At 66.6% G+C, this 22,849-nt stretch carries 24 protein-coding genes; 9 read left to right on the forward strand and 15 right to left on the reverse strand.

Annotation, left to right across the window (positions count from 1 at the left end):
• Positions 1-7: 7 nt before the first annotated feature.
• From L6D89_RS28125 to L6D89_RS28135, 3 genes are all read right to left on the reverse strand, one after another.
• On the reverse strand, positions 8-2,413 hold the full coding sequence (locus L6D89_RS28125; protein WP_373874994.1) for a TonB-dependent siderophore receptor: 2,406 nt from the start codon (positions 2,411-2,413) through the stop codon (positions 8-10).
• A 96-nt stretch (positions 2,414-2,509) separates the two neighbouring features.
• Positions 2,510-3,460, reverse strand: coding sequence for a FecR family protein (locus L6D89_RS28130; RefSeq protein WP_236201815.1), 951 nt, complete (start codon positions 3,458-3,460; stop codon positions 2,510-2,512).
• A complete protein-coding gene (locus L6D89_RS28135; RefSeq protein WP_236201816.1) occupies positions 3,457-3,963 on the reverse strand; it encodes a sigma-70 family RNA polymerase sigma factor in 507 nt (168 codons plus the stop codon). Before L6D89_RS28135 ends, L6D89_RS28130 begins: the two co-directional genes overlap by 4 nt.
• Before the next feature lie 166 nt (positions 3,964-4,129).
• On the opposite strand from L6D89_RS28135, the gene L6D89_RS28140 reads away from it, so the two are divergent.
• The 4 genes from L6D89_RS28140 to L6D89_RS28155 all read left to right on the forward strand — a co-directional run bounded on the left by L6D89_RS28140 (position 4,130) and on the right by L6D89_RS28155 (position 5,694).
• Positions 4,130-4,345, forward strand: a complete 216-nt coding sequence (locus L6D89_RS28140) for a dodecin (protein ID WP_017518905.1) — start codon at positions 4,130-4,132, stop codon at positions 4,343-4,345.
• Between the two features lie 134 nt (positions 4,346-4,479).
• Positions 4,480-4,701, forward strand: coding sequence for a DUF1161 domain-containing protein (locus tag L6D89_RS28145; RefSeq protein WP_024763675.1), 222 nt, complete (start codon positions 4,480-4,482; stop codon positions 4,699-4,701).
• A 242-nt stretch (positions 4,702-4,943) separates the two neighbouring features.
• On the forward strand, positions 4,944-5,366 hold the full coding sequence (locus L6D89_RS28150) for an OsmC family protein (RefSeq protein ID WP_236201817.1): 423 nt from the start codon (positions 4,944-4,946) through the stop codon (positions 5,364-5,366).
• An 82-nt stretch (positions 5,367-5,448) separates the two neighbouring features.
• Positions 5,449-5,694 carry a DUF1161 domain-containing protein gene (locus L6D89_RS28155; RefSeq protein ID WP_373874995.1) on the forward strand — a complete coding sequence of 82 codons (246 nt, stop codon included), beginning with the start codon at positions 5,449-5,451 and terminating at the stop codon, positions 5,692-5,694.
• A 127-nt stretch (positions 5,695-5,821) separates the two neighbouring features.
• Here L6D89_RS28155 and L6D89_RS28160 read toward each other — a convergent pair whose 3' ends face one another.
• On the reverse strand, positions 5,822-6,262 hold the full coding sequence (locus tag L6D89_RS28160; protein WP_236172294.1) for a PA0061/PA0062 family lipoprotein: 441 nt from the start codon (positions 6,260-6,262) through the stop codon (positions 5,822-5,824).
• Positions 6,263-6,305: 43 nt separating this feature from the next.
• The gene (locus L6D89_RS28165) at positions 6,306-6,722 is read right to left on the reverse strand and encodes a PA0061/PA0062 family lipoprotein (protein WP_236172293.1); all 417 of its coding nucleotides are present in this window, start codon (positions 6,720-6,722) and stop codon (positions 6,306-6,308) included.
• Between the two features lie 64 nt (positions 6,723-6,786).
• Between L6D89_RS28165 and L6D89_RS28170 the strand changes: the two genes are divergently transcribed.
• Positions 6,787-7,875, forward strand: coding sequence for an aminopeptidase (locus L6D89_RS28170; protein WP_236201818.1), 1,089 nt, complete (start codon positions 6,787-6,789; stop codon positions 7,873-7,875).
• Between the two features lie 166 nt (positions 7,876-8,041).
• On the opposite strand, the gene L6D89_RS28175 is transcribed toward L6D89_RS28170, so the two are convergent.
• Positions 8,042-9,565, reverse strand: a complete 1,524-nt coding sequence (locus L6D89_RS28175) for a 3-hydroxyacyl-CoA dehydrogenase (RefSeq protein WP_236201819.1) — start codon at positions 9,563-9,565, stop codon at positions 8,042-8,044.
• Between the two features lie 47 nt (positions 9,566-9,612).
• A complete protein-coding gene (locus tag L6D89_RS28180; RefSeq protein WP_236201820.1) occupies positions 9,613-11,244 on the reverse strand; it encodes an AMP-binding protein in 1,632 nt (543 codons plus the stop codon).
• 198 nt (positions 11,245-11,442) lie between these two features.
• Here L6D89_RS28180 and L6D89_RS28185 point away from each other — a divergent pair, with 198 nt between their 5' ends.
• The gene (locus L6D89_RS28185) at positions 11,443-12,228 is read left to right on the forward strand and encodes an IclR family transcriptional regulator (RefSeq protein ID WP_024763684.1); all 786 of its coding nucleotides are present in this window, start codon (positions 11,443-11,445) and stop codon (positions 12,226-12,228) included.
• Positions 12,229-12,689: 461 nt separating this feature from the next.
• Here L6D89_RS28185 and L6D89_RS28190 read toward each other — a convergent pair whose 3' ends face one another.
• The 4 genes from L6D89_RS28190 to L6D89_RS28205 form a co-directional block, all read right to left on the reverse strand.
• Positions 12,690-13,820 (reverse strand): acyl-CoA dehydrogenase family protein, encoded by a 1,131-nt coding sequence (locus tag L6D89_RS28190; RefSeq protein ID WP_236201821.1) that lies wholly within the window; start codon positions 13,818-13,820, stop codon positions 12,690-12,692.
• A 10-nt stretch (positions 13,821-13,830) separates the two neighbouring features.
• Positions 13,831-15,021: an acyl-CoA dehydrogenase family protein gene (locus L6D89_RS28195; RefSeq protein ID WP_236201822.1), complete on the reverse strand. Its 1,191-nt coding sequence runs from the start codon at positions 15,019-15,021 to the stop codon at positions 13,831-13,833.
• A 9-nt stretch (positions 15,022-15,030) separates the two neighbouring features.
• Positions 15,031-17,124 carry a 3-hydroxyacyl-CoA dehydrogenase NAD-binding domain-containing protein gene (locus L6D89_RS28200; RefSeq protein WP_236201823.1) on the reverse strand — a complete coding sequence of 698 codons (2,094 nt, stop codon included), beginning with the start codon at positions 17,122-17,124 and terminating at the stop codon, positions 15,031-15,033.
• Between the two features lie 103 nt (positions 17,125-17,227).
• Complete coding sequence (locus tag L6D89_RS28205; RefSeq protein ID WP_236201824.1) at positions 17,228-17,512, reverse strand: hypothetical protein; 285 nt, start codon at positions 17,510-17,512, stop codon at positions 17,228-17,230.
• A gap of 163 nt (positions 17,513-17,675) precedes the next feature.
• On the opposite strand from L6D89_RS28205, the gene L6D89_RS28210 reads away from it, so the two are divergent.
• Positions 17,676-18,626, forward strand: coding sequence for an alpha/beta fold hydrolase (locus L6D89_RS28210; RefSeq protein ID WP_236201825.1), 951 nt, complete (start codon positions 17,676-17,678; stop codon positions 18,624-18,626).
• Between the two features lies 1 nt (position 18,627).
• Here the strand turns inward: L6D89_RS28210 and L6D89_RS28215 are convergent, their stop codons facing one another.
• Both L6D89_RS28215 and L6D89_RS28220 read right to left on the reverse strand, forming a co-directional pair.
• Positions 18,628-19,083, reverse strand: coding sequence for a GNAT family N-acetyltransferase (locus L6D89_RS28215; protein WP_236201826.1), 456 nt, complete (start codon positions 19,081-19,083; stop codon positions 18,628-18,630).
• Positions 19,084-19,126: 43 nt separating this feature from the next.
• Positions 19,127-20,044, reverse strand: coding sequence for a LysR family transcriptional regulator (locus L6D89_RS28220; RefSeq protein ID WP_236201827.1), 918 nt, complete (start codon positions 20,042-20,044; stop codon positions 19,127-19,129).
• Positions 20,045-20,141: 97 nt separating this feature from the next.
• Between L6D89_RS28220 and L6D89_RS28225 the strand changes: the two genes are divergently transcribed.
• Positions 20,142-20,429, forward strand: coding sequence for a DUF2218 domain-containing protein (locus L6D89_RS28225; RefSeq protein WP_236201828.1), 288 nt, complete (start codon positions 20,142-20,144; stop codon positions 20,427-20,429).
• 242 nt (positions 20,430-20,671) lie between these two features.
• On the opposite strand, the gene L6D89_RS28230 is transcribed toward L6D89_RS28225, so the two are convergent.
• Complete coding sequence (locus L6D89_RS28230) at positions 20,672-20,953, reverse strand: type II toxin-antitoxin system RelE/ParE family toxin (protein WP_236172280.1); 282 nt, start codon at positions 20,951-20,953, stop codon at positions 20,672-20,674.
• A complete protein-coding gene (locus L6D89_RS28235; protein ID WP_236201829.1) occupies positions 20,950-21,177 on the reverse strand; it encodes a CopG family ribbon-helix-helix protein in 228 nt (75 codons plus the stop codon). The genes L6D89_RS28230 and L6D89_RS28235 overlap by 4 nt, the downstream gene beginning before the upstream one ends.
• Positions 21,178-21,439: 262 nt before the next feature.
• On the opposite strand from L6D89_RS28235, the gene L6D89_RS28240 reads away from it, so the two are divergent.
• On the forward strand, positions 21,440-22,825 hold the full coding sequence (locus tag L6D89_RS28240; RefSeq protein ID WP_236201830.1) for a sodium:solute symporter family protein: 1,386 nt from the start codon (positions 21,440-21,442) through the stop codon (positions 22,823-22,825).
• The last annotated feature ends 24 nt before the right edge of the window (positions 22,826-22,849 follow it).

Below are 22,849 nucleotides of genomic sequence, written 5' to 3' on the forward strand. Positions count from 1 at the left end.
GGGTGCCTCAGAACTCCGGCGTGTACTTCACGCTGAACATCAGGTTGCGTGGGTCACCGAAGTTGTTGGCGCCATCGGCCGCGGCGTAACCGGGCAGGTAATAGCGCTTGTCGAACAGGTTGTTCGCGTTCACCGCGAGGTCGATTTCGCGGCTCAGGCGGTAGCCCAGGCGCGCGCTCCAGACGGTGAAACCAGGGATGTCGAACTCACGGTCGAAGCTCACGGTGTGGCTCTGGGTGACGAAGCCCAGGCCGGTGCTCACGCGGTTCCAGTCGCCCGGCAACTGGTAGTCGGCCCACATCCGCAGCATGTGCTTGGGCGTCCACTGGCTGAACACGCGGCCCTTGTTCTCCGGGTCGTCGAGGAACTTGGTGGTGTTGTAGGTGTAGCCAGCGAAGAGTTGCAGGTCGCGCAGCACCTCGCCGCTAACCTCGGCTTCGATGCCCTGGCTGCGCACCTTGCCGGAGGCGGTGGAGCAGTACCAGCCGTCGCAGGCGTAACCCGACGCCTCGTCGAGCACGGCGCGGTTCTTCTGGTCATAGCGGAATACGGCCAGCGAGGTGTTTACCCGGCCATCCAGCAGCTCGCCCTTGAGGCCCACCTCGTAGTTGCTGCCGATCACCGGCTCGAGCATTTTCTGCTGCGCATCGCGGGCGCTCTGTGGTTCGAACACGTCGGTGTAGCTGGCGTAGGCCGACCATTCCGGCGTCAGAGTGTAGATCAGGCCGAAGTACGGCGTGACTTCACCGGTCTCGGTCATGCTGTCGGTGTAGTCGTCGTCCGGCAGGTTGTAGGCGTAGTCGTACCAGCTCACCCGGCCACCGACGACGGCGGTCAGCGGCTCGGCGAGCTTCACCCGCCAGCTGCTGTACAGGCCCTTCTGGCGGATGTCGTAGTCGGCGTTGGTGGAGCGTCCGCCCGGCGAGGAGAGGATGTCGTCGAGGCTCGGTTTGGGGCGATGGTGGTCGATATCGAAGATGTTGCCGCCGGGCACGAAGCGCCGTGCGTAGAAGTCGTCCGTGGTGTACTTGGTGTAGTTGCCGCCCAGGATCAGTTCCTGCTCCAGCGAGAACGCCTCGAATTTGCCGTCGAGGTACATGTCCAGGCCGATCCGGGTGGACTCGAAGTTGGTGATCCAGTCGGCGAAGTTGAGGCCGCTGCCGTCGGGCTGCACATCTCCGTGCATGCGCTGGTGGATCGAGTCGTTGTGCTCGCGCATGCGCACGGCGGCGGCTTTGAACTTCCAATTGTCATCGAAGCGGTGGGTCAGGTCGGCGTAGACGGTGGTCTGCTCGATGTCGTTGCTGTTCCACGTCGCGCCGCTGTAGGTGGAGCGCGAAAAGCCGATGTCGCTGCCGTCCGGGTAGCGCGGCAGGCCGCGCATCATCGGACGCGAATCGAGGTCGGAATCGCTGAAGCCGATGCCGACCGTGGTGTCCGGGCTCAGGTCGAAGTCCAGCGCGCCATACAGCGAGGTGGTCTTGCTCCACACGTAGTCGGTGAAGGAGTGCGTGTCGTCCTGGTCGGCCACCATGCGCCCGCGAAGCGTGCCGCTGTCGTTCAACGGGCCGCCGACGTCGGCCTGCAGGCCGTAGTGGTCCCACGAACCGGCCTTGCCGGTGAAGGTGGCGGTGGGCGTGTTCTGCCCGCGCTTGCGCACCAGGTTGATGGCGCCGCCGGGGCTGCCCGCGCCCTGCAGCAGGCCGGAGGCGCCGCGGAGGATTTCCACGCGGTCGAAGAACACCAGGTCCTGGTTCGCCCAGTTGCCCAGCACATAGGTATTGCGCGGGACCGGCACGCCGTCGTACTGCCAGTCGTCGATCTGGAAACCGCGCGAGGAAATCACCATGCCCGGGCCGATACCGGTGGCGCCGACCAGCCCTGTGCTGTGGTTGACCGCGTCGCGCAGGTCGGTGATGTCCTGGTCGTCGAGTTGCTTGCGGGTGATCACGCTGACCGACTGGGGAATGTCCTTGAGCTTGTGCTCACCCTTGCCGATGGTGGTGGCACGCGTGGCGTAGGAGCCGCTGCCTTCGGTAGTGGCGCCCATGCCCTGGCCGGTTACCGTGGTGCTGTCCAGTTCCAGGGCGCCGTCGGTCGGGGCTGCTTCCACGCTGAAAGCGCCGCTGGCGGTGACCTTCAGGCGCAGGTTGCTGCCGGACAGGGCCTTTTTCAGCGCCTGTTCCGCGCTCAGTTCGCCCTGGACGGCGGGTGCATGCTGGTCGCGCACGAGCGCAGGGTCCAGCGAGATCACCTCGCCGCTTTGCCGGGCGATGGCGTTCAGCGTGGTAGCGAGACTCGCGGCGGGCAATTCGAAGTGCGTCCGGGCGGGTTCGGCGGCGAGCAGGCAGGGAGCGTTGGCCACCAGCACGAAGGCGGTGGCAAGGGCGGCGCGGGGCCAGGGTGAGGACACAGCAATCTCCTGAGAATTATTCGTATTCAGGAGCTAGGTGTGCCGAGACGGAAAATCCGGACAGGCGCTGCCGAAATATTTTTCCGGACCACGTCATCAAGGTTCTCGCAGGCTGATCAGGGTCAGCCAGGGGCCGAAGCGGCGGATTTCCAGCGGCAGGGTTTCGCCCAGCGCGGCGAGCGTGCGTGCGGGTTCGTCCAGCGGGAATACGCCCTGCACACGAAGTTGCCGTGCGCGTGGGTCGACGCGGACAAAACCCGGCAGGTAGGGTCGCAGCGAGTCGACCACGACTTCCAGCGGCTCGTCGCTGACGCTGAGCCGGCCGCTCAGCCAGTCCGCGCGGTAGGCCTGCTGGCTGAGCGGATGGATGCCGTCGGCGGCCAGCAGCGCCGCCTCGCCTTCGCCCAGTTCACGCCACTGGGCCTGCCCGGCGAGGCTGGCGCGGACACGGTGCTCCAGCACCACCAGACGGGTGGCGTGAGCCTCCTGGCTGACCAGGAAGCGCGTGCCCAGCGCCCGGGCTTCGCCCTGGGCCGTCCGGACGATCAGCGGGCGTTGCGCATCGGGTGCGACCTGGATCACCAGCTCGCCGTGGCGCAGCAGGATCAGGCGCTGGTTCGAGTCGAAGGCCAGGTCCACCGAACTGCCGGCGTTCAGGCTGAGACGACTGCCGTCTTCGAGGGTGAAGCTGCGTCGTTCGCCGGTGCCGGTTCGCAGGTCGGCGATCAGGTCACGCACCGGCGTGCTGCTGGCGGTCAGCCAGAGCCCGCCACCGAGCAGGCCGAGGCCGGCCAGCCCGCGCAACAACTGGCGACGCGAACCGTGCTGGTGCAGCAGCAGGTCGGCGGCGCCGGGCATGCGTCGGAGATCGTCATAGGGCGCACCCAGGCCGCGTTGCAGGCGAGCCCAGGCGTCGGCGTGGGCCGGGTCGCTGTTCAGCCAGGCCTGCAACTGGCGCTGCATCCGCAGATCGGCGTGGCCTGAGCGCAGCCGCACCATCCAGTCGATGGCCTGCTCGCCGGCCGTGTCCAGCGGTACTTCGCTCATGGCACCAGCTCGCCGAGGTAGATCTGCCGCAGCGCCTGTTTCATGTAGCGGCCCACGGTGCGTTCGCTGACGCCCAGGCGGCGGCCGATCTCGGCGTAGCCCAGGCCGTCGAGCTGGCTGAACAGGAAGGCGCGGCGGACCACCTGGGGCAGGCCGTCCAGGGTGCAGTCCACCAGCAGCAATGCTTCGAGCAGCAGCGCGCGGTCTTCCGGCGAAGGCTCCAGCGCTTCGGGCTGCAGGGCGAGGTAATCCTGGTAGGCGCGCTCCAGCCGGCGGCGCCGGTGGCGGTCGTAGATCAGCCGGCGGGCGATGGTGGAGAGGTAGGCCCGAGGTTGCTCGATGGTTTGCGGATCGACCCTGGCGCAGAGGATCTGGCAGAAGGTCTCGGCTGCCGTGTCTTCACTGTCGGCGCGGTTATCCAGGTAGCGCTGCACGTGCTGTAGCAGCCAGCGATGGTGGTCGCTGAAGAAGAACCCCAGCTTGCTGGAGAGTGAGCCGGCCACGCGGACCATCCCTGGAAAATTAAATAAGAATGCTTCGCATTATACATTTTCGCTAAGAGACGGCAATTCGCCGCTACCGGCAATTTGCTGCACTTGTAGCCATCGACTAGGGTCCAACAGGGACACTCACTCACCGCGCGCCGCGAAGCGCGCCAGGGAGCACGCGATGTCGAATCACCACACCTACAAGAAGATCGAGCTGGTCGGCTCCTCGCGCACCAGCATCGAGGATGCGATCAACAACGCCCTGGCCGAGGCGGCCAAGAGCATCGACTTCCTGGAGTGGTTCGAGGTGGTGGATACCCGCGGGCATATCGAGAACGGCGCGGTGGGGCATTACCAGGTGACCATCAAGGTCGGTTTCAGGATTGCCAACAGCTAGGTCTTTTTTGTCACGCGGCTTTTTTGTCACGCGCCTGGGCCATGCTGGTGCGGCGCGTGGATGTGCGCACCGGGGTATCCCGGTTTTCCGGCCCGTTCGGGCCTTTTCCTGTGAACGACGAGGGAGCGTTACCGATGAAGAAGTTCCTGTTGGCTGTGGGGATCTTCGCCCTGGCGGGCCATGCGATGGCTGCCGGCAAGCCGTGCGAAGAGCTGAAATCGGAGATCGAGGCGAAGATCAAGGCCAAAGGCGTCGCCTCGTTCAACCTGGAGGTCGTCGACAAGGGCAGCGCAGGCGGCAAGCAAGTCGTCGGCTCCTGCGAAGGCGGCACCAAGGAAATCGTCTATTCGAAGTGATTCCCGGCAAACGCCGGCAGGCCGGGTACCCGCGAGGGCCCCGGCCTTTTTCATGCAACGGCGCCGTGTAGGAGCGAGCTTGCTCGCGAACAGTGCTCACTGGCGGTGTCGAGGCTGGGCGGGTTCGCGAGCGAGCTCGCTCCTACAAGGTCCTTGACGACTGCGCCGTGCGCGAAAAGCTGAACCCTCTGTGCCTGCACGGCCTCGAAAGTCCTGACTGCAATCAACGCGGAGGACGCGACATGAAGAAATCGGCATCGGCCCACTGGCAGGGCGGCCTGAAGGATGGCAAGGGCACGATCTCCACCGAAAGCGGCGCGCTGAAATCGCAACCCTACGGCTTCAACACGCGCTTCGAAGACAAGCCGGGTACCAACCCTGAGGAGCTGATCGGCGCGGCCCATGCCGGCTGCTTCTCCATGGCCCTGTCGATGATGCTCGGCGAGGCCGGCCTGACCGCGGAAAGCATCGACACCCGGGCCGAGGTCAGCCTGGAAAAACTCACCGATGGCTTCACCATCACCGCCGTGCACCTGACCCTGAAGGCCAAGGTGCCGGGCGCCGATGCGCAGACCTTCCAGGCTATCGCCGACAAGGCCAAGGCCGGTTGCCCGGTATCGCGCCTGCTCAACGCGCGCATCACCCTCGACGCCAGCCTCGCATGAGCCTGCCGGGCACTCTGTCCGGCGGCGGTGGTCCACCGTTAGGATAGGGTGCCCCGCCGTGGGGCTTTGACGAGGGAATGTGATGACGACGATGAAGTGGGCGCTGGCGAGTGGTGCGGCGCTGCTACTGGCAAGCGGCGCGAGCTGGGCGGCGGTGAAGCCCTGCGAGGAACTCAAGGCCGAGATCGAGACCAAGATCCAGGCCGCCGGGGTGACCTCCTACACCCTGGAAATCGTGGACAAGGCCGAGGTGAAAGACCCGAACATGGTGGTCGGCACCTGCGACAACGGGCAGCGGCGGATTATCTACCAGAAGAACGACAGCTGAATGTTTCCCGCACCGAAATGGGCAATCGCGTAGGAGCGGACTCTGTCCGCGATCGGCCACCGGCGCCAGGCGAAATCATCGCGGACAGAGTCCGCTCCTACGAAAGCGCCCGCCAAGGGTATTGCTCTTAGAACGGCCCGCAGCGCACCGCGCCCTGGAAATCCGTCTTCGCCACCAGTTGGCCATTGGCGTCGGTCAGCAAGGCCAGGGCGCTGCGCAATTGCGGGCGCAGTTCCAGGTGGTAGCGCTGGCCGGCGGCGAAGTGGTCGTAAGTCACCGTGACCCGGCAGGTCAGCTCCGAAGGGTCGCTCATCGCGCCCATGCCGCCACCGCTGGGGATTTCGTACTGGAAGCGCACCAGCAGCTCATGGCGCCCCGGCGTGACCTGGTAGAAGCGGCCGTCGTTCACCGACTGGCCGTCCAGCCGTTCGGCCATCAGCGTCCTCCCCGCCGCGGTGTAGAGGTCGACCCAGGCCATTTGCGGGTCATGGGCCGGCAGCGGGCTGGCGCAGCCGGCGAGCAGGGCGAAACTCAGGGAAATGAGGCCGGGCAGGTAGTGCGGGCGCATGAAGATTCACCATGGGATGGGCTCATCCCACAGCATACCCCGCTCAGGCTTTGGCGCAGCCCCGCTCGCGGCCGCGGGCGATCTCGCCGCCCTGGGCGTCGTAGAGCTTGGCCCAGGGGCGGAAGCCGATGCTGCCGGTCTCCAGGCGGTAACGCTGGCCGGCGCCGAATTCCTTGTACTGCACCGTCATCTCGCAATCGCGCCACAGCGCCTCGTCCACCGGGCCGATGTCCACCGGCTCGACCTGGAACTGGAAGCGCACGCGCAATTCATGGGAGCCCGGGTCGACCTCGAAGTAGCGCGTGCTCGACCACTCCTTGTTGTCCACTTCCATGGCTGCCAGGTCGCTCTGGCTGTTGGTGTCCAGATCGACCCAGGCGCGGTTCGGGTCCGGCTGGGGCATCAGCAGCGAACAGCCGCTCAGGGCGAGCAGGCCGGCAGGAATAAGGAGGGCGCGCATCGGGGAAACTCCTGGTCGAAGGGGGCAGCGGCGAGCGGACCAGGCGCTGTGCTATGTTCCGCGCATGCCCTTCCGCCTTCTTGTCCCGACACTCGACCGCCGCCTGTGCCGCTGGGTTCCCTGCCTGGCGATCTGGGCGCTGAGCGGTTGCTCCACTGTGAGTTACTACGGCCAGTTGGCCGATGGCCAGTTGCGCCTGCTCGCCGCCCGCGAACCGGTGGCCGAGGTGCTCGCCGACCCGACCCGCGACCCGGCCTTGCGCCAGCGCCTGGAGCTGTCCCAGGAGGCCCGCGCCTTCGCCAGCGCCGAGCTGGGCCTGCCGGACAACCAGAGCTACCGCCTCTATGCGGATATCCACCGGCCCAACGTGGTGTGGAACGTGTTCGCCACGCCGGAGCTGTCGTTGCAGCCGCTGACCCATTGCTTCCCCATTGCCGGCTGCGTGGCCTATCGCGGCTATTACGGCGACAAGGGCGCACAGGCCGAGGCGAAGCGTTTGCAGGAGCAGGGGCTGGATGTCTACGTGGGTGGCGTGGAGGCCTATTCGACGCTGGGCTGGTTCGACGATCCGATCCTCAGCAGCATGATGCGCTGGGGCGACCAGCGCCTGGCCGAGACGATCTTCCACGAGCTGGCGCACCAGAAGTTCTACCTGCCTGGCGACACGGCCTTCAATGAGTCCTACGCCTCCTTTGTCGAGGCCGAGGGCGGCCGCCGCTGGCGCGCTGCGCGCCATCTGCCGGACGAGTCGGCGCTGCTGGCCGAACAACGCAAGCGCTTCACCCAGCTTGTACTGGACACCCGTGAGCGCCTGCAGGCGCTCTATGCCAGCCCGCGCAGCGATGTGCAGAAGCGCGCCGGCAAGGCCGCCGAGTTCGAGCGCCTGCGCCACGACTATGCACAGATGCGTGATCAGGACTGGGGCGGCAAGGCGCCGTTCGATGCCTGGGTCAACGGCCCGCTGAATAACGCGAAGCTGCTGCCCTTTGGCCTCTACGACCAGTGGGTGCCAGCCTTCGCCGCGCTGTTCGGCCAGGTGGGTGGTAACTGGCCGGCATTCTATGCGCGGGTGGAAAGGCTTGGCGCGCTGCCGCCGGCGCAGCGCAAGGCGGCGCTGGAGCAACTGATGGCGGGGCGGCACCTGGCGTTCTGACGGCGCCATCGTTGTTCGCAGGACCGAGAGGGACACCTGGTTCCTTGCTCGCGAACCGGCCAATACCGGAGCGGCCAATACCGGAGCTGCCGGGAAATTCGTTCGCGAGCAAGCTCGCTCCTACAGGCTACCGTCGGCATCGATGCCGGTCAGGCTTTCCACGCAATCACTCCGCCCGATCCGGGCTATGCAACGGCAAGTCCAGCTGCACCCGGCGGCGCAGCCAGGGGCTGGGCCGGTAGCGTGCTTCGCCGTAGCAAGCCTGCAGGCCCTGAAGGATGGTGAGGATGCGTGCCGCGCCATAGTGCTCGCCGAACGCCAGCGGGCCGAACGGATAACCCAGCGCCAGTTGCACCGCGCGGTCCAGCGTTACCGGCGTGGCGATGCCGCGCTGGGCGATCTCGCAGCCCAGGTTGACGATGCCGGCGACCACTCGCTGGCAGATGAAGCCGGGTGAGTCGTTGATCACCTCCACCGGCACGCCGTCGCTGCCCAGCGCCTGGCGGGCCTGGGCCTCCAGCGCCGGATCGAGCGCCGGCTGGCGCATCAGCACGCGGCGGCGGTCGAGTTCGCTGAAGGTTTCCAGCGCCAGGCTGCGATCAGGCGGCAGGCCGAGCGCGTCGATGCGGGTGCTGGCGTCCACGCCCAGCGGGGTGACCAGGCAGATGGCACGGGACGATGGGGCTTCGCTGGTCTCCAGCACCACGCCGCCAAGGGTCAGGATGGCGGCCACGCGGTGGCGCAGCTCCGGGTCCTGGCTATCGAGCCAGTACGGACGATTGAGCAGCACGGCTTCGTGCTGTTCCTCGGGCTCACGCACCGGCTGGCCGTCGTGATAGCGGTAGAAGCCTTCGCCGTTCTTGCGCCCGAGCAGGCCACCGGCGACACGTTGCGCGGCCAGCGGCGACGGGGTGTAGCGCGGGTCCTGGTAGAACTGCTGGTAGAGCGACTCCATCACCGCGTGGGAGACGTCCAGGCCAGTCAGGTCGAGCAGTTCGAAGGGCCCCATGCGGAAGCCCACGCCGTCCCGCAGGATGCGGTCGATCTGTGCCGGCGTGGCTATGCCTTCGCCGAGTATGCGCAGCGCCTCGGTGCTGAAGGCGCGGCCGGCGTGGTTGACGATGAAGCCGGGGCTGTCCGGTGACACCGCCGGGAAGTGCCCGGCCTGCTCCGCCAGCCGACTCAGGCGCCGCACCACCGACTCGTCGGTGCGCTGGCCGCGCACCACTTCGACGATGCGCATCAGCGTCACCGGGTTGAAGAAATGGAAGCCAGCGACCCGCTCCGGATGCCGGCAGCGCGCGGCGATGCGAGTGACCGACAGCGATGAGGTGTTGCTGGCGAGCACGGCGTCCGGTGCCACGCGCTTTTCCAGCTCCGCGAGCAGCGCCTGCTTGGCGCCGAGGTCCTCGATGATGGCCTCGATCAGCAGGTCGCAATCGGCCAGCTCATCGAGGCTGTGGGTGGGTAACAGGCGCTGTATCGTCGCCACCAGCGCCTCGGGGCTGAGCTTGCCCTTGGCCACTGCGCGCTCCAGCAGCTCGCGGTTGAAGGCCAGCGCCTGCTCCACGCTCTGCGGGTTGCTGTCGTACAGGCGCACCGGCAGGCCGGCGCCGGCGAACAACTGGGCGATGCCACGGCCCATGGCGCCGGCGCCGATGACGCCGATACGGTTGAAGGACTCGGTCATGCGGCGGGTCTCGTCGTGCGAACCTGCTTCAACCATAGACGCTGGGCTCACGCGGTGGTCCTTTTCGCCAGCTCGAGGTCGCGCAGCTGACGGCGCAGCAACTTGCCGACGCTGGTCTTGGGTAGTTCGTCGAGCACCTCGACGAAGCTCGGCACCTTGTAGCCGGTGAGGTGCTCGCGGCAGTGGGCGATGATCTGCGCCGGCGCCAGCGATTCGTCCTTGAGGCTGACGAACAGCTTCACCGACTCGCCCTTGCGTTCGTCCGGCACACCGATGGCCACGCATTCGCGCACGCCGGGGTGGCGCATCACCACGTCTTCCACTTCGTTGGGGAACACGTTGAAGCCGGAGACCAGGATCATGTCCTTCTTGCGGTCGACGATCTTCAGCATGCCGTTGGCGTCCAGTTCGGCGATGTCGCCGGTCTTCAGCCAGCCATCGCCGGTCAGTACCTGGGCGCTCTCCTCCGGACGCTGCCAGTAGCCCTGCATCACCTGCGGGCCGCGCAGCCACAGCTCGCCGGGCTGGTCCGGGCCGGTATCGTTGCCCTCCTCGTCCACGGTGCGCAGTTCGGTATCCACCAGCGCCTGGCCGACGTAACCCTCGCGGTAGGGGCTGTGCAGCGTACCGGTGGAAACCACCGGCGACGCCTCGGTGAGGCCGAAGCCCTCGCGCACCGGCGCGCCGGTCGCGGCCTCCCAGCGCCGGCCCACTTCGCGGTTCAGCGGTGCGCCGCCGGAGGTCACCCACTTCAAGTGGCTGAAGTCGACGGCGGCGAAATCCGGGTGGTTCATCAGGCCGACGAACAGGGTGTTGATCCCGCTCATCAGGGTGAAGGGATAGCGGCGCATCGCGCCGATGATCTCGTCGAGGTTGCGGCCGTCGCGGATGAACACCGTGTGCAGGCCCATGCCCACCGAAGACAGCAGGTTCGTCGAGAACGCCATGATGTGGTAGAGCGGCAGCGGCGCGATGCGCACGTCGCTGGCGGGCTCCAGCAGGCCGGGGCGCAGGAACAGTTCCAGGGTCTGCACGACGTTGGCGATCAGGCTGCGGTGGCTGAGCATCGCGCCCTTGGAGACGCCGGTTGTGCCGCCGGTGTATTGCAGCAGCGCGAGGCGATCCAGCCCCGGCTCGATGGCCACCGGTGGCGCCTCGGCGCCCAGGCGCAGGGCCTGCTGGAAGCGCGTGCAATCGGCTTCGTCGCTGTCGAGCTGCGGGCGCTCCAGGTCGTCGATCGAGGTCAGCAGGATCTGCCGCACCTCGCTGTGCGCCTGTACGCCGCGCAACAGCGGCAGCAGGCGGTCGAGCAGCAATACGGCGCTGGCGCCGGAGTCGGCCAGTTGGTGACGCAGCTCGCTGGCGGTGTATTGCGGGTTGGTGTTTACCAGCACCACGCCGGCCTTCAGCGCGCCGAAAGTGGCGATGGGGTACTGCAGGGAATTGGGCAGCATCAGCGCCAGGCGGTCGCCGGGTTGCAGGCCAGCGTGGTGGCGCAGGTAGCGGGCGAAGGCGTCGGCCTGGCGCTCCAGTTCGGCGAAGCTGAGATGGCTGTCGCCACAGGAGAACGCGTGGCGTTCGGGGAATTCGCGGGAGGCACGTTGCAGCAGGTCGTACAGGTTCTCGTAGGCGTGGCGGGCGATCTCGCTGGCCACGTATCCGGTCGCAATGGCAGGCATCGACTTCTCCGTACTTTTTCTCTGAGCTTCGAATTGTTGTTCTGCACAGTGAAACAGCGTGTCGAAATTGATGGTATGCGATAGGCTTGGCTGGCGCAACGAGCAGGCCCGGAGCGCTGCGGGGAATGCGCTCGATCTGCTATCGTTCGCCCGCGCCGCGCGCGGCGCACGTCCACCCGAATACCCCGCCGAGGCCCCATGAGCGACGACGTCGAAGACAGCAGCAACCCCAAGGACCGCAAGTACGTCGAGGCGCTGGCCCGCGGACTGGACGTGCTGCGCGCCTTCACCCACGGCTCGGTGGTGCTCGGCAACCAGGAAATCTCGCGGATCACCGGCCTGCCCAAGGCTACGGTGTCGCGCATGACCTATACCCTGACCCAGCTGGGCTACCTCTGCTACTCGCAGCAGCACGAGAAGTACCAGCTCGATTCCGGCGTGCTGGCGCTGGGTTACGCGTACGTTTCCAACCTGCGCGTGCGCCAGCTGGCCAAGCCGTACATGGACGCCTTCGCCCGCCGCACCAACACCACGGTGGGCCTGACCTGCCGCGACTGGCTATCGATGATCTACGTGGAAAACTGCCGCCCGCCGGAAGCCACGTCCCTGCGCATGGACGCCGGCGTACGCCTGCCGCTGGCCACCACCGCTGCTGGCCGCGCCTATCTCGCCGCGACCCCGCAACAGGAGCGCGAGCACTTGCTGTCGGCGTTGCAGGAGCGTCACGAAGGCGATTGGTCGGTGATGCGTGCTTCGCTCGATGCCTCCTTCGAGGAGTACTACGAGCATGGCTTCTGCCTGTCGCTGGGCGACTGGGACCGCAACGTGCGCGCTGCCGGTGTGCCGCTGCGCCTGGCCGATGGCGGGCTGATGGCGCTGACCTGCGGGGCGCCGTCGTTCCAGCTCAGCGAAGAAACGCTGCGCGGGTCGCTGGCCCATGAGCTGGAGATTCTGGCGCGGGATATCGAGAGCCTCGGGGCCTGAGTTTCTCCGCGATGCTTTATTGTTGGGTGTTTCTGCGCCGCTTCGGCGTGTGCTGATGGATTTGGTTTCGCCTCTCGGCGAGTTCCTTTTGTCAAACGCCACAAAAGGAACCAAAAAGTCTTGCCCCTCCATCCGGTTTTTCGCCTAGGCGAAAAATTCCCTCGTCGAAGCGAAGTTTCAGGGGCCCGCCACGGCGGGCCATCCCTGGCCCGTCGTGGCTCTCGCGACATCCATGTCGCTCAACCCCTGAAACTCCGCTTCAACGAGGCCTGCTGAAAGGGGCGGTTCGGTGTGTGCGGACGCTTCTCTGGAAGCCTTCGAAAGTAAAAGCCCGAGCCCGACTCAGGACGCGGGGCAGGCTTTTCCTGTAGGAGCGAGCTTGCTCGCGAAGAGACTTGCCGGCAGCTCCGATGCCGGGCGGTTCGCGAGCAAGCTCGCTCCTACAAGGGCTGGCGTTTTAGTTACGCCACCTCCATCAACCCCGCATAAACCTTCAGGTGATGATCGTCATCGCCCAGCTGGTGGCTGAGCATCACCAGCCGCTTGGCGTGGTGTGCGAGGACGTATTCCCAGGTCATACCGATGCCGCCGTGCAGCTGGATCGCCTGCTCGGCCACGTAGCGTGCCGCGCGGGTGACGATGAACTTGGCCGCCGCCAGGGTGCGGCTGCGCTCGGCGCTGTCGGGTTGGTCGGCGACGCAGGCGGCGAGGATCGCCATGCTGGTGGCCTGTTCCAGCTCGCTGCGCATGTCCACCATGCGGTGCTGCAGCACCTGGAACTTGCCGATGGGGATGCCGAACTGCTTGCGCGTCTTCAGGTAGTCCAGGGTCAGAGCGCAGGCTTCCTGCAGGCTGCCGAGGGCTTCGGCGCATTGCGCGGCGCTGGCGCGGCCCTGCTGGTAACGCAACGCCGGAAGCGCGTCACCCGGCGTGCCGAGGGCTTCGCCGAGGGCGCCGTCGAGGAACAGCTCGCAGGCGCGCTGGCCGTCCACGGTCGGATACTCGCGGCGGCTGACGCCGGCCTGCTGCGGGTCGATGAGAAACAGGCCGATGCCCTCCTCGTCCCGCCCATTGCCGGACACCCGCGCCGAGACGAGGATCGCCGTGGCGCTCTGCCCGCAGATCACCACCGCCTTGCGGCCGCTGAGTTGCCAGCCGCCTCCGGCCTGTTCCGCGCGGGTCTGCACATCGTGCAATTGGTAATGGCTTTGCGGCTCTTCCAGCGCGACGGCCAATTGCGCCTCGGCGCTGGCGATGCGCGGCAACCAATGATCCTTCTGCGCATCGCTGCCCAACTGGGCGATCAGGCCGCCGGCGTGCACCACCGATTGCAGGTACGGCTCCAGGCACAGGCCGCGGCCCAGTTCGGTGAGCACCAGCATGCTCTCGACGCCGCCGCCGAAGCCGCCGTGGCCTTCCGGCAACGACACCGAAGTCAGCCCCAGCTCGCCGAGCTGGCGCCAGAACTCGACGCTGTAGCCGCGCTCGCTCTGGCTGAAGCCCTCGCGCTTGTCGAACGGATAGGCGTCGCGCACCAGGCGCGCCGCGGTGTCCTGCAGCATCTGCTGCTCTTCGCTCAGTTTGAAGTCCATGCTCAGCCCCTCACAGTTCGAGAATCATCTTCGAGACGATGTTCTTCTGGATTTCGTTGGAGCCGCCGAAGATCGACAGCTTGCGCAGGTTGAAGTACTGGCTGGCGGGCGCCGCCGCGTAGTCCGCGTGCAGCGGTTCGGCGCCCAGCTCGAATTCGTCTTCGATGAAGGGCAGCGCGTAGGGGCCGAGTACCTTGCGCAGCAGGTGGCTGATAGCCTGGCGGATCTCCGTACCCTTCACCTTCAGGATCGAGCTTTCCGCGCCCGGCACACCGCCTTCGCGGGCAGCAGCGAGGATGCGCAGGGTGCTCATCTCGATGGCCATCAGCTGCATCTCCACCTCCGCCACCTGGGCGCGGAACAGTGGGTCTTCGAGCATCGGCTTGCCGTCGCAGAGCTCACGGCTGGCCACGCGCTTGAGGTGCGCGAGCACCGCCTTGGACGCTCCGATGCCGGCCAGGCCGGTGCGCTCGTAGGTGAGCAGGTACTTGGCGCAGGTCCAGCCTTCGTTCTCGCGACCGACGAGGTTTTCCACCGGCACGCGCACGTTGTCGAAGAAGACTTCGTTGACCTCGTGCTCGCCGTCCAGGGTGATGATCGGGCGCACGGTGATGCCCGGCGTCTGCATGTCGATCAGCAGGAAGCTGATGCCGCGCTGCTGCTGCGCCTCGGGGTCGGTGCGCACCAGGCAGAAGATCCAGTCGGCGTGCTGGCCGAGGGTGGTCCAGGTCTTCTGGCCGTTCACCACGTAGTGATCGCCGTCGCGCACCGCGCGGGTCTTCAGCGAGGCGAGGTCGGAGCCGGCGCCCGGTTCGGAGTAGCCCTGGCACCACCAGTCGCTGCCGTCGAGGATGCGCGGCAGGTAGTGCGCCTGCTGCTCGGGCGTGCCGAACCTGATGATCACCGGGGCGACCATGTTGACGCCGAAGGGGATGGTGCGCGGGGCGCCGAAGGCGGCGCATTCCTCTTCGAAGATGTGCTTCTGCACGGCGTTCCAGCCGGTGCCGCCGAACTCCTCGGGCCAGTGCGTGGCGTACCAGCCCTGCTCGGTCAGCACGCGCTGCCAGCGCTGGTGGTCGCCCTTGTTCAGGTGCTTGCCCAGGCGCACCTTGGTGGCGATGTCCTTGGGCAATCTGGCTTCGAGGAAGGCGCGGACTTCATCGCGGAAGGCCAGTTCGTCGGGGGTGAAATGGATGTCCATGGCGGGTCCTCAGAGATCGGCGAAGCGGCGGCCTTCGGCCACCAGGCGTTCGAGTAGCGGCGCGGGCTGCCACCAGGCGCCGAGGCGCTGGTGGAACTCGCGGATTCGTTCGAGCACGTGGGCAAGGCCGACGCTGTCGGCATGGAACAGCGGGCCGCCACGCCAGGCGGGGAAGCCGTAGCCGTTGAGGAAGATCACATCGACGTCGCTGGCGCGCTGGGCGATGCCTTCGTCGAGGATATTGGCGGCCTCGTTGATCAGCGCGTAGATGCAGCGCTCGACGATCTCTTCATCCCCGACCGGCGCGCGAGTGATGCCGCGTTCGGCGGCAGCCTGCTCGAGCATGGCCGGCAGCGCCGGGTTGTCCTGCGGGGCGGTGCGGCCTTCGCCGTAGTGGTAGAAGCCGGTGCCGGTCTTCTGCCCGAGCATGCCGGCGGCGATCAGGTGGTCGAGTACGGTGGGCAGGGTCTGGCCGGGTTTCAGGTTCGGTCGCTGGCGCGAGCGGATCGCGTGGCTGATGTCCAGGCCCGACAGATCACGCACCGCCAGCGGCCCCATGGCCATGCCGAAGGTGCGCAGCGCGCGGTCCACCTGTGCGGGTGTGGCGCCCTCCTCCAGCAGGAACTCGGCCTGGCGGCCGTACTGGAAGATCATGCGGTTGCCGACGAAACCGTCGCACACGCCGACCACCACCGAGACTTTCTTCAGGCGCTTGCCCAGCTGCATGGCGGTGGCCAGCACGGCGTCCGCTGTGGCCCTGCCGCGCACCACTTCCAGCAGGCGCATGACGTTGGCCGGGCTGAAGAAGTGCAGGCCGACCACGTCCTGCGGACGCTTCGTGAAGGCGGCGATTTCGTCGAGGTCCAGCGAGGAGGTGTTGCTGGCGAGGATCGCGCCGGGTTTGCACACAGCGTCCAGTTGCTCGAAGACCTGGCGCTTCACGTCCAGGCTTTCGAACACCGCTTCGACCACCACGTCCACGTCGCCCAGCGCGGCGTAATCGAGCACGCCACTGATCAGGCCCATGCGCCGCTCCATCTCCTCGGCGCCCAGGCTGCCGCGCGCCACGCTGGCGGCGTACAGGCTGCGGGCGCGGTCGAGGCCGCGTTGCAGGGCTTCGTCGTTCACCTCCAGCAGCTGCACCGGGATTCCCGCATTGGCAAAGCACAGGACGATGCCGACGCCCATGGTGCCGCCGCCAATCACCGCGGCGCTGCGTACCTCACGCGGCTGCGTCGCGGGCGCGAGGCCTTCGACCTTGGCTGCGTCGCGCTCGGCGAAGAAGGCGTGAATCTGCGCGGCGCGCTGTGGCGACTCCATGCATTGCTGGAACAGTGCGCGCTCACGGGCGAGCCCCTCGCGCAATGGCAGTTGGGTGGCGGCTTCTACCGCGTCGATGCAGCGCAGCGGAGAGAACTGGCCGGGCAGGCGCTTCTGCACCTCGCCGCGCTTGTGCGCGATCGCCTCGGCGAGGCCGCTTTCCTGCACGCGCTCGTTACGCTCGCCGGTGCGGCGCGGGCCCTTGCCGTCCGCCAGCAGGCGCTGGGCGAAGGTGAGGCCGGCCTCGACCAGGTCGCCGTCGAACAGTTCGTCGACGACATTGAATTCGAGGGCTTCCGGCGCGCGGATCGGCGCGCCGCTGACGATCATGTCGAGGGCCTTTCCCACACCGGCCAGGCGCGGCAGACGTTGGGTGCCGCCGGCACCGGGGAGCAGGCCAAGCTTCACTTCCGGCAGGCCGACCTGGGCATCGCGGCGGGCGATGCGGTAATGGCAGGCCAGCGCCACTTCCAGGCCGCCGCCCAGGGCAGTGCCGTGGATCACCGCGACGCTCGGCTTGGTCGCACCTTCGATGATCTCGACCACTTCCGGCAGTGACGGCGCCTGCGGCGGTTTGCCGAACTCACGGATATCGGCGCCGGCCATGAAGGTGCGCCCGGAACACACCAGTACCACCGCGCGCACCTGCGGATCGGCCTCGGCCTGCTGGAAGGCGGCGAGCAGCCCGGCGCGGACGGCGTGTCCGAGGGCGTTCACCGGTGGGTTGTCGACCGTCACCAGGGCAATCTCACCCCGGCGTTCGAGCTGTACCGCTTCTGACATGCTGTGCTCCGTCTTTATCTTGTTTTACGGAATCATGTTTCGCTGTGCAGAATACGATGCTGTTTTTTATCGACAGATTGCAAGGCTTTTCGTAGGCCTGTGGTCAGGGGCGTTGCGTGCTGCCCGCGACCAGCAGGTCGCCGTGCAATTCGCAGTAGCATTCGTCGTTCCAGCCGTAGTGCGGATCGCGGCAGATCGAGTGGCGAACGGGGCCTGAGTCACCCGGCGCGCGGGTTTTCAGGCTGTCCCGCAGGGCCGCGTAGATCGACCCGGGCTGCGGCCAGTCGGTGCGCACAGGGCCTTCGCCGAGCTGGTTGCCGGCGCGAAGTTCGGCCCGCAGGATGGCATCGAGTTCCGCGCAGAGCTGAGCAGAGGGCTGGCGTTTCACGAGGTTTCTTCCTTGCTGGTGTCGTTGGCGGCGCCGGGGATTATCCAGCCTTGCCTGCGCCGTTGCGCCGGCTGGAAGGTCTGCTCATTCGCCTGGTGAATAGGGTTCGACCGAGGCGCCGGGCTTGGCATAGTGAAGCTCACACTTCGCGGGAGCGCGTGCCATGAACGACTTCGAACACCAGTTGCTGGCAGTCAACGGCATCCAGCTCAGCCTTTACAGCTGCGGCCCGGCGGACGGCAAACCGGTGTGGATGCTGCACGGTTTTCCCGAGTGCTGGCATTCCTGGCAGCACCAGATGCGCGCCCTCGCCGCTGCCGGCTACCGCGTGTTCGTCCCGGAGATGCGTGGTTACGGCCAGAGCAGCGCGCCGCAGGAGGTGGACGCCTACGACGTGCTGACGCTCTGCGCGGACATCCAGGGCGCCATGGACGCGCTGGGGCATGAGCGCGTGGCGATGCTTGGCCATGACTGGGGGGCGCCGGTGGCGTGGCACCTGGCGCTGCTGGAGCCGCAGCGCGTGGAGGTCCTGGCGACGCTCTCGGTGCCCTTCGCCGGCCGGGCGAAACGCCCGCCGGTGGAAATCATGCGCGAGGTGTTCGCCGGCAGGTTCTTCTACATCCTCTACTTCCAGCAGCCCGGCCGCGCAGAGGCCGAGCTGGATGCGGACGTGGCGCTGAGCCTGCGCCACTTCCTCGGCGACAACGTGCGCCTGGCTCCCGAGCAGTCCCCCGATGACCGCCTGTTCGACGGCCTGCCACCGCCGCCGGCGCACCCGAGCTGGTGCAGCGCCGAAGACTTCCAGTGGTATGTGCGGACCTTCGAGGGTCGTGGTTTCCATGGCGCGCTCAACTGGTACCGCAACTTCGAGCGCAGTTGGCAGCGCACCGAGCCGCTGGCCGGGCGCAAGGTCGAGCAGCCGACGCTGTTCCTGATCGGCGACCGCGACCCGGTGGGCCGTTTCGAGGCGTACACCGTACAGCGCATGCCCGAGCACGTGCCCAACCTCGAACAGCATGTGCTGGAGAACTGCGGCCACTGGATTCAGAGCCAGCAGCCGGAGCGGGTCAACGCCCTGCTGGGCGACTTCCTTGGCCGGCATTACCCGGCTTGATTCAGGCGACGCGACGCATCCCGATATGCGGGATGTCGTCTTCCAGGTAGACCTCGGTCACCGGCGTGAAGCCATAGCGACCGTAGTAGCCCTGCAGATGCGCCTGGGCCGAGAGGTATACCGGCAGCCCAGGCCAGCGCTTGGCGATGGCCTGTAGCGCCTGTTCCATCAGCTGGTGGCCAAGGCCGGTGCCGCGGCCCTGCGGGGCGATCACCACGCGGCCGATCACTACGTCGCCGTCGTGCTGCTGCGGGTCGAGCAGGCGCAGGTAGCCGATCAGCTGACCGCCCTGCTCCACCATCAGATGGCAGGTGTCGCCGATCAGGTCCAGGCCATCGACTTCCTGGTAAGGACATTTCTGTTCCACCACGAAGACTTCGGTGCGCAGTTGCAGGACGGCGTAGAGCTCTTCCTTGGTCAGGTCGCGGTGGTGCTTGCAGGTCCAGTTCAGGGCCATGTCGTGTTCACTCCGGGCATCAAGAGGGCCATGGTAGCGCGCCTCATACCGGCGCGTGGAAGCGCAGCGTGGTCGAGCCGCCGAGATGCCGGCGCAGTGCCTCGATGGCGACTTTCACCTTGGCCGGCTGCGCATCGCGGCGCGGGGTGACGGCGTAGATGCCGAACGGTGGCAGCGACCACTCCGGCAGCAGGCGCACCAGCCTGCCCTCCTCCAGTGCCTCGCGCACCTCCGGCTCCGGCTGGGCGGAAACGCCGAGGCCGTCGAGGGTGAACTGGCGCAGGGCAATCATGCTGTTGGCGGCCACGCGCGCCTCGAGCCGCAGCTTGCAGCTCTCCCCGCCCGGCCCGCTGAAGTTCAGGTAGGCCTGGTGTGCCACGGTGTTCAGCGCCAGCCAGTCGACGCCCTGCAGCTGCTGCGGATGGTCGATGGCCGGCATCCGGCGCAGATAGGCAGGGGCGGCACAGATGACGTTGTTCCACTCGGCCAGGTGCCGGGCCACCAGGCTGGAGTCGGACAGGCTGCCAACCCGAATCGCCAGGTCGATGCGCTGCTCGATCAGGTCGATCTGCTCGTCGTGGAAGAACAGTTGCAGGCGCAACTGGCGATGGTTCTCCAGCAGCGGGCGCAGCGCCTCGGTGATCAGCTTGCCGGAGAAGCCCACCGGTGCGGCCAGGCGCAGCTCACCCACCGGCGCCTCGCGCCATTCGCCCAGGCGCTGCTCGGCCTCTTCGGCAATCGCCAGCATCTGCGCGCAACTGCGGTAGAAGGCTTCGCCCGCCTCGGTGAGGGTCAGCTTGCGGGTGGTTCGGTGCAGCAACGTGACCTGCGCGTGGGCTTCGAGCTTGCGGATCTGCTGGCTGACCGCCGAGGGCGTCATGCCCAGCGCTTCCGCTGCGGCGGCCATGGAGCCGCGCGCGACCACGGTGGCAAATACCGCCATGCCGCGAAGATTGTCCATTGTGAAGCTCCGCTAAAGAGTGAAAGGCAAAATAGCGGGTTTTTCCCTTGATTGCCGGCGCCTAGGATGTCATCTCCCAAAATGGAGAAGAGAAAAGATGCCTTCGAGCCGTGCCACCGTTGCTACCCCCGATGCCGCGCGCTACCTCAAGCGCCTGTGCAACCACTTCGCCCACAAGTTGCCGGTCGAACTGACTGAAGACCGCGGCGTGCTGACCTTCGATTTCGGCACCTGCCGCCTGCAGGCAACGCCTGAAGCCCTGCTGATGGAGGCAGAGTCCGCCGATGCGGAAGGCCTCGAGCGCCTGCAGAACGTGGTGGTCAGCCACCTCGATCGCTTTGCCTGGAAAGAAGGCCAACTGCCGGTGAACTGGCAAGCCGCCTGATAGCACTGGCGAAAGCGCCAAAAACGAAAAAACCCGGCCAAGGCCGGGTTTTTTGTTGCCTGGAAAAAGCCAGGCGTCGCTCAGCCTGGATGACTGCACGTGAGGTTTGCGGTCACAGAATATCCATATGACCAGGACTGGTTGATAGAAAGACTGCTGTACCTGCTTGCGTTCATTTGGATGCTTTTTGAGCAAATGACAAAGTCAATACTTTGAAACATCTTGTAACCATGCGGCCACTTTTACCCCGAGTTATCCACACGGTCGATGCGCAAAATCTGTACAGAACGGCCTTTTACCCGAAATGCGGCCTGGTATGGCCAGCGCTCGACCGCCAATTCGCGCACGCCCGGAACCTCGCTGGGCGCGCCGCTGCTGCTTTGCTCCAGGTTCGCCAGCGGGCTCACCTGCTCGACGATGTCCTGGATGGCTCGCAGCGCCTTCTCCGGGCCGATCAGTACGACGTAGTGGTCGTAGATGGCGTCCAGGTCGGCCGCCGCCTTGTGCGTCCACTGCAGGCTCATGCCAGGCCCCACTTGGCTTCGATGGCGGCGTGCGCGAGCAGGTGGCCGGCATCGGCATCCGCCACGCCTTCATCGATGGCCGCCACGTGCCAGCTCTGGCGCTCGAGGTACTGCGCCAGGGCCTGGCGCAGGTGATAAGGCCGATCCCGGTGAGTGGCGCGGGCCAGTTGGTCCAGCGCTGCCACCAGGGCGTCATCGGCGCGGAACGAAACAACGGTGGTCACTTTTTGAACAGCTCCGTTTACGCTGTATACACAGTATACAACGATAACATACGTATACGAATCAAGCACTTGGGGAGGCAGAAGTTTTTCGCGAGAGGTGCCTGGAAGAGCGCCTGATGGCCTGTGGATGGAGGCTGTAGCAGCACTTTCGCGGCAGCGAAAGTTGGCTTCCGGCTTCGGGGATTTGCCGGCGGGGCGAGGCGCATCAGGCTGCTGGGGCGAAGGCCTGATTCCCACACAACAACAACAGGAGCCCCCCGCGATGCTGCTCGATTACCTGATCATGCTGGTCTACGCCCTGGGCATGCTTGCCCTGGGCTGGTACGGAATGCGCAAGGCGCGCAACCAGAACGACTTCCTCGTGGCCGGGCGCCGCCTCGGCCCGGGGCTCTACCTGGGCACCATGGCGGCGGTGGTGCTCGGCGGTGCTTCCACCATCGGCACCGTGAAACTCGGCTACCTCTACGGGCTGTCCGGCTTGTGGCTGGTGTTCATGCTGGGCCTGGGGATCATCGTCCTCAGCCTGGTGTTCTCGCGGCAGATCGCCAGGCTGAAGGTCTATACCGTCACGCAGATCCTCGAGCAGCGCTACCAGGCGTCCTCGCGGTTGATCGGTGGCATCGTGATGGTCGCGTACGACCTGATGGTGGCGGTCACCGCGACCATCGCCATCGGCTCGGTGACCGAGGTGGTCTTCGAGATTCCGCGCATTCCGGCAATCCTCTGCGGCGGCGGCATCGTCATTGTCTATTCGGTGATCGGCGGCATGTGGTCGCTGACCCTCACCGACATCATCCAGTTCGTGATCAAGACGCTGGGCATCTTCGCCGTGCTGCTGCCGCTGTCGATCCAGCAGGCGGGCGGACTGTCGCGTATGCAGGAAGTACTGCCGGCGGGCTTCTTCGATCTTGGCCACATCGGCCTGGACACCATCCTCACCTACTTCCTGCTGTACTTCTTCGGCGCCCTGATCGGCCAGGACATCTGGCAGCGCGTGTTCACCGCGCGCAGCGAGAAGGTGGTGCGCTACGCCGGCCTTGGCGCGGGCGTCTACTGCATGCTCTACGGCCTGGCCTGTGCACTGATCGGCGCAGCCGCGCATGTGCTGCTGCCCAACCTGGCGGTGCCGGAGAACGCCTATGCGGAAGTCACCCGCCAGGTGCTCCAGCCGGGCCTGCGTGGGCTGGTCGTGGCAGCGGCGCTGTCAGCCATCATGTCCACCGCCTCGGGTTGCCTGCTGGCGGCCGCCACGGTGTTCCAGGAGGACATCTATGCGCGCTTCCTGCGCCCCGGCGCGCCCAACGGCCTGCGCGAGAGCCGCTTGTTCACGCTGCTGATGGGCGTGGTGATGCTGGCCCTGGCGTGCCTGGTGAACGACGTCATCGGTGCCCTGAGCATTGCCTACAACCTGCTGGTTGGCGGCCTGCTGGTGCCGATCCTCGGCGCCCTGCTGTGGCGCCGCGCCTCCGCTCGCGGAGCCATGGCCAGCATCGTCGTGGGCTGCCTGGTGGTGGTCGCCTTCATGGCCATCGACGGCGTGCTCGCCAATACCCCCATCGCCTACGGCCTGCTCGCCAGCCTGGTCACCTTCGTGGTGGTCAGCCTCGCCGGCGCGCCGGCTGCCAGCCTGCAGGCGCAGGCCGATTGAACCCCAATCCGACAGGAGACGCCC

This window comes from Pseudomonas pseudonitroreducens, from assembly GCF_021603645.1.
In the GTDB taxonomy this organism is placed as follows: Bacteria; Pseudomonadota; Gammaproteobacteria; order Pseudomonadales; family Pseudomonadaceae; genus Pseudomonas; species Pseudomonas pseudonitroreducens.